Consider the following 4140-nt stretch of genomic DNA (forward strand, 5'->3'; position numbering starts at 1 on the left):
CCCTGACCCTCTCCCCGCAAGCGGGGCGAGGTGAAGCGAGCACCGCCCTACGACGCGGCAGCCTCGCCGATCTTGTCCTGCGTCTTGGTCTCGAAATCGCCGGCATCATGCCGCTCGTGGAGCTGGCTGGCGGGATCGCCGGAGACGCGGTTGACCATGCGGCCGCGCTTGACGGCCGGACGCTTGGCGATCTGGTCGGTCCAGCGCTGCACGTGCTTGTAGTCCTGCACGGACAGGAATTCGCCCGCGCCATAGACCAGCCCCTTGGCGAGCGCGCCGTACCAGGGCCACACCGCCATGTCGGCGATGGTGTAGTCGCTGCCGGCGAGATATTCGTTGTCGGCGAGCCGGCGATCGAGCACGTCGAGCTGACGCTTGGTCTCCATTGCAAAACGGTCGATGGCATATTCGATCTTGGTCGGCGCGTAGGCGTAGAAGTGGCCGAAGCCGCCGCCGAGATAGGGCGCGCTGCCCATCTGCCAGAACAGCCACGACATCGCTTCAGTGCGGCTCTTGATGTCCTTCGGCAGGAAGGCGCCGAACTTTTCCGCGAGATAAAGCAGGATCGAGCCGGACTCGAACACCCGGATCGGCTCCGGACCGGAGCGGTCCATCAGCGCCGGGATTTTGGAATTCGGATTGATGTCGACGAAGCCGCTGCCGAACTGGTCGCCGTTGCCGATCTTGATCAGCCAGGCGTCGTATTCCGCGCCCTTGTGGCCGAGCGCCAGAAGTTCCTCCAGCATGACGGTGACCTTGACGCCGTTCGGCGTCGCCAGCGAATAGAGCTGGAAGGGATGCTTGCCGACCGGCAGCTCCTTGTCATGGGTGGGACCGGCAATGGGACGGTTGATGCTGGCGAACTGCCCGCCATTCTCCTTGTTCCAGGTCCAGACTTTCGGCGGCACGTAGGCGGGGGTGTCGGTCATGGGCGGGCTCCGGCGAAAAAGATGCGCCTGCATTAATTAGCCCACGGACGGCCGATGGCAAGCCCCGCCGGCCCTGCGTCCGGCGCGGGCCTCGCGACCGCGTCATGCATCCGACGTTGCCGAGGACGGCCAGCACCAGAGGCCGCATCTGTCGAGCCAGGCGTACGGCTTCGCGCAACACGGCGTGTGCACGCAAGATGCGCCGCCAAATCCGGATTGGCATTGCGCAAGACGATGGTCTAGCGTCGATGAGCCTTCGCTCAAGATTGCAACAATAGCAACGCGAAGGCCCGCCGGAGGGAACGATGAAATCGCCGATCTGCGACATGCTGGGCATCGATTTCCCCCTGCTCGCCTTCAGCCATTGCCGCGATGTCGTCGCCGCCGTCAGCCGGGCCGGCGGCTTTGGCGTGTTAGGTGCGACCGTGCACACGCCGGATACGTTGGAGCGCGAACTGAAATGGATCGACGAGCACGTTGACGGCAAGCCTTACGGCATCGACGTGCTGATCCCCGAAAACATCTCGACCTCGGGCGAGAAGGACGTCACCTGGAAGAGCCTTGAAGCGCGCGTGCCACAGGAGCACCGCAACTACACCCGCGATCTCCTGAAGAAATACGACATCGAACTCACGACCACCGAGGTCGCCGACGACCAGCCGCAGCCGTTCGATGGCAGGACCGCGCTGGAGCTGCTGGAGATCTCGTTCAACCATCCGATCCGCCTGATCGCCAATGCCCTGGGCGTGCCGCCGAAGGCCATGATCGAGATGGGCAGGAAGCACGGCGTGCCGGTTGCGGCGCTGGTCGGGGCCAAGGAGCACGCGCTGCGCCAGGTCGCGGCCGGCGTCGATATCCTCGTGGTCCAGGGCACCGAAGCCGGCGGCCATTGCGGCGAGGTCTCGACCATGGTGCTGGTGCCCGAGGTGATCAAGGCGATCAAGAAGATCCGCGACGTGCCGGTGCTCGCCGCCGGCGGCATCATGACGGGACGGCAGATGGCAGCCTGCATGGCGATGGGTGCCGCGGGCGCCTGGACCGGCTCGGTGTGGCTTGCGACCGTCGAGGCCGAGACCACGGAGATCTTTCGCGAGAAGATGATCGCGGCGTCCTCGCGCGATGCGGTGCGCTCGAAGGGCCGCACCGGAAAGCCGGCACGGCAGCTTCGTTCGGTCTGGACCGACGCCTGGGACCGCGCACCCGAGAGCCCCGGCGCATTGCCGATGCCGCTGCAAAGCATCGTCAGCCGCGACGCCTTCAACGCGATCGACCGCGCCGCTGCGGGTGGCAACGCGAAGGCGCGCGACCTCGTGAGTTACTTCGTCGGCCAGGGCGTCGGGCTGATCGACAGCGTGAAATCGGCTGGCGCGGTGGTGCAGGAGTTCAAGGAAGAGTTCGCCGAAGCCGTCGAGCACATGAATGCGCTGGTGGCGGAGTAGTTGCCCGTGGCCGAAATAGCGCCTGCGGCTCATCCTTCGAGGCTCGGCCACCGGCGCAAGTGCGCCGCCGGCCTCGCACCTCAGGATGACGTCGTCTCCGTAGCCGTCATCCTGAGGTGCCGTAGCGTAGCGAAGGCCTCGAAGGACGATGGCGTGCCGAAGATCTAGAATGTGAAGTAAGAAGAAATGACCAACTCCACCATCCCCGAAGACCGCATCACCGTCATCGTCGGCGTCGGCCAGATTGTCGACCGCCCCAAGGAGATCACCGAGGGCCTCGAACCGCTCGACCTGCTCGAACAGGCCTTGCTGAGCGCGGAAGCAGATGCCGGCGCGAAGTTGCTCGGCGAGGTGCAGTCGCTCGACGTCGTCAACTTCCTGAGCTGGCGTTATCGCGATCCGGAGCAGTTGCTGGCGCAGCGGCTCGGCATCAAGCCGTCGCATTGCTATTACGGCCCGGTCGGCGGCGAGAGCCCGATCCGCTACATCCACGAAGCGGCAAAGCGCATTGCGCGCGGTGAATGCAGTGTTGCCGCGGTTTGCGGCGCGGAGGCACAGTCGACGGCGACCAAGGCGGAGCGCGCCGGCGCGAAGCTGCCATGGACCCCGTTCGCCCATGACGTCGAGGAGCCGAAACGCGGCGCAGCGTTCCAGAAACCGCTGGCCGTGAAGCTCGGCGTGTTCCGGCCAGTGACCGTCTATCCGTTCTATGAAGCGGCATCGTCGGCGCATTGGGGCCAGACGCCACGCGAAGCGATGGCGGAGTCGGGTACGCTCTGGTCGCGCTATTCGGAAGCCGCCGCGCAAAATCCAAATGCCTGGCTGAAGCGGCGCTATGCGCCGGAGGAGATCACGACGCCGACGGCGGACAACCGCCTGATCGCCTGGCCCTACAACAAGCTCATGGTTGCGAACCCCAGCGTCAACATGGGCGGCGCGCTGCTGCTCACCAGCCTCGCCAGGGCGCGTGCGGCAGGCATCGCCGAGGACAAGCTCGTCTACCCGCTCGGCGGCGCTTCGGCGGAAGAGCCGCGCGACTATCTGTTGCGCGACCAGTTTTACGAAAGCCATCCGCAGAACGCCGTCTTGAAGGCTGCGATGGATCTCGCCGGCGGCGACGGAAAGAAATTCGACGCGATCGAGCTCTATAGCTGCTTCCCGTGCGTGCCCAAGATGGCGCGGCGAACGCTGGGCCTTTCCGCCGACGTGCAGCCGACCGTAACAGGCGGCCTCACCTTCTTCGGCGCACCGCTCAACACCTACATGACGCATGCCGCCTGCGCGATGGTGCGGCGGGTGCGCGACGGCGCAACGCTCGGCCTGCTTTACGGCCAGGGCGGCTTCGTCACCAAGCATCATGCGCTGGTGGTGTCGAAGGTACCGCCGCGTGAGGCATTGGCACAGGAGACAAGCGTGCAGGCGGCGGCGGACAGCAACAAGCGTACGGTGCCGGAGTTCGTCTCGGATGTCTCGGGCAAGGGCAAGGTCGAGAGCTTTACGGTGCTCTACGGCCGGGCCGGCGATGTCGAGCACGGCGTGGTGATGCTGCGGACGGAAGACGACAGGCGCACGCTGGCGCGGATTCCCGCGAGCGACGCGGCGACACTGGCGCATCTGCTCGACATGAACAGGACGCCGGTGGGTTCGCTTGGCGAGATCACGATGGCTGCGGATGGCCTGCCGGAGTGGCGGGTGGGGAAGTAGTCTCCCTCGCCCCGCTTGCGGGGGGGGGGGGGGGGGGGGGGGGGGGGGGCCCCACGGCCGGGGGGGGG

Annotated in this window: 3 protein-coding genes; 2 read left to right on the plus strand and 1 reads right to left on the minus strand. The window is 66.1% G+C overall.

Going from position 1 to position 4140, the window contains the following annotated elements; genetic code table 11:
* Window positions 1-47: 47 nt before the first annotated feature.
* Window positions 48-929, minus strand: coding sequence for a glutathione-dependent disulfide-bond oxidoreductase (gene yghU, locus AC0L2J_RS21680; RefSeq protein ID WP_473394083.1), 882 nt, complete (start codon window positions 927-929; stop codon window positions 48-50).
* Window positions 930-1234: 305 nt separating this feature from the next.
* Between yghU and AC0L2J_RS21685 the strand changes: the two genes are divergently transcribed.
* Together AC0L2J_RS21685 and AC0L2J_RS21690 are read left to right on the plus strand one after the other, a co-directional pair.
* Complete coding sequence (locus tag AC0L2J_RS21685; protein ID WP_473394087.1) at window positions 1235-2368, plus strand: nitronate monooxygenase; 1134 nt, start codon at window positions 1235-1237, stop codon at window positions 2366-2368.
* Window positions 2369-2554: 186 nt separating this feature from the next.
* Window positions 2555-4072, plus strand: coding sequence for an acetyl-CoA acetyltransferase (locus AC0L2J_RS21690; RefSeq protein WP_473394091.1), 1518 nt, complete (start codon window positions 2555-2557; stop codon window positions 4070-4072).
* The last annotated feature ends 68 nt before the right edge of the window (window positions 4073-4140 follow it).

This window comes from Bradyrhizobium sp. MV1.5 (assembly GCF_055807615.1).

Bases quoted from the DNA above. Each gene is read 5' to 3' on its own strand.
- yghU (WP_473394083.1), bottom strand. From the start codon at position 929: ATGACCGACACCCCCGCCTACGTGCCGCCGAAAGTCTGGACCTGGAAC.
- AC0L2J_RS21685 (WP_473394087.1), top strand. From the start codon at position 1,235: ATGAAATCGCCGATCTGCGACATGCTGGGCATCGATTTCCCCCTGCTC.
- AC0L2J_RS21690 (WP_473394091.1), top strand. From the start codon at position 2,555: ATGACCAACTCCACCATCCCCGAAGACCGCATCACCGTCATCGTCGGC.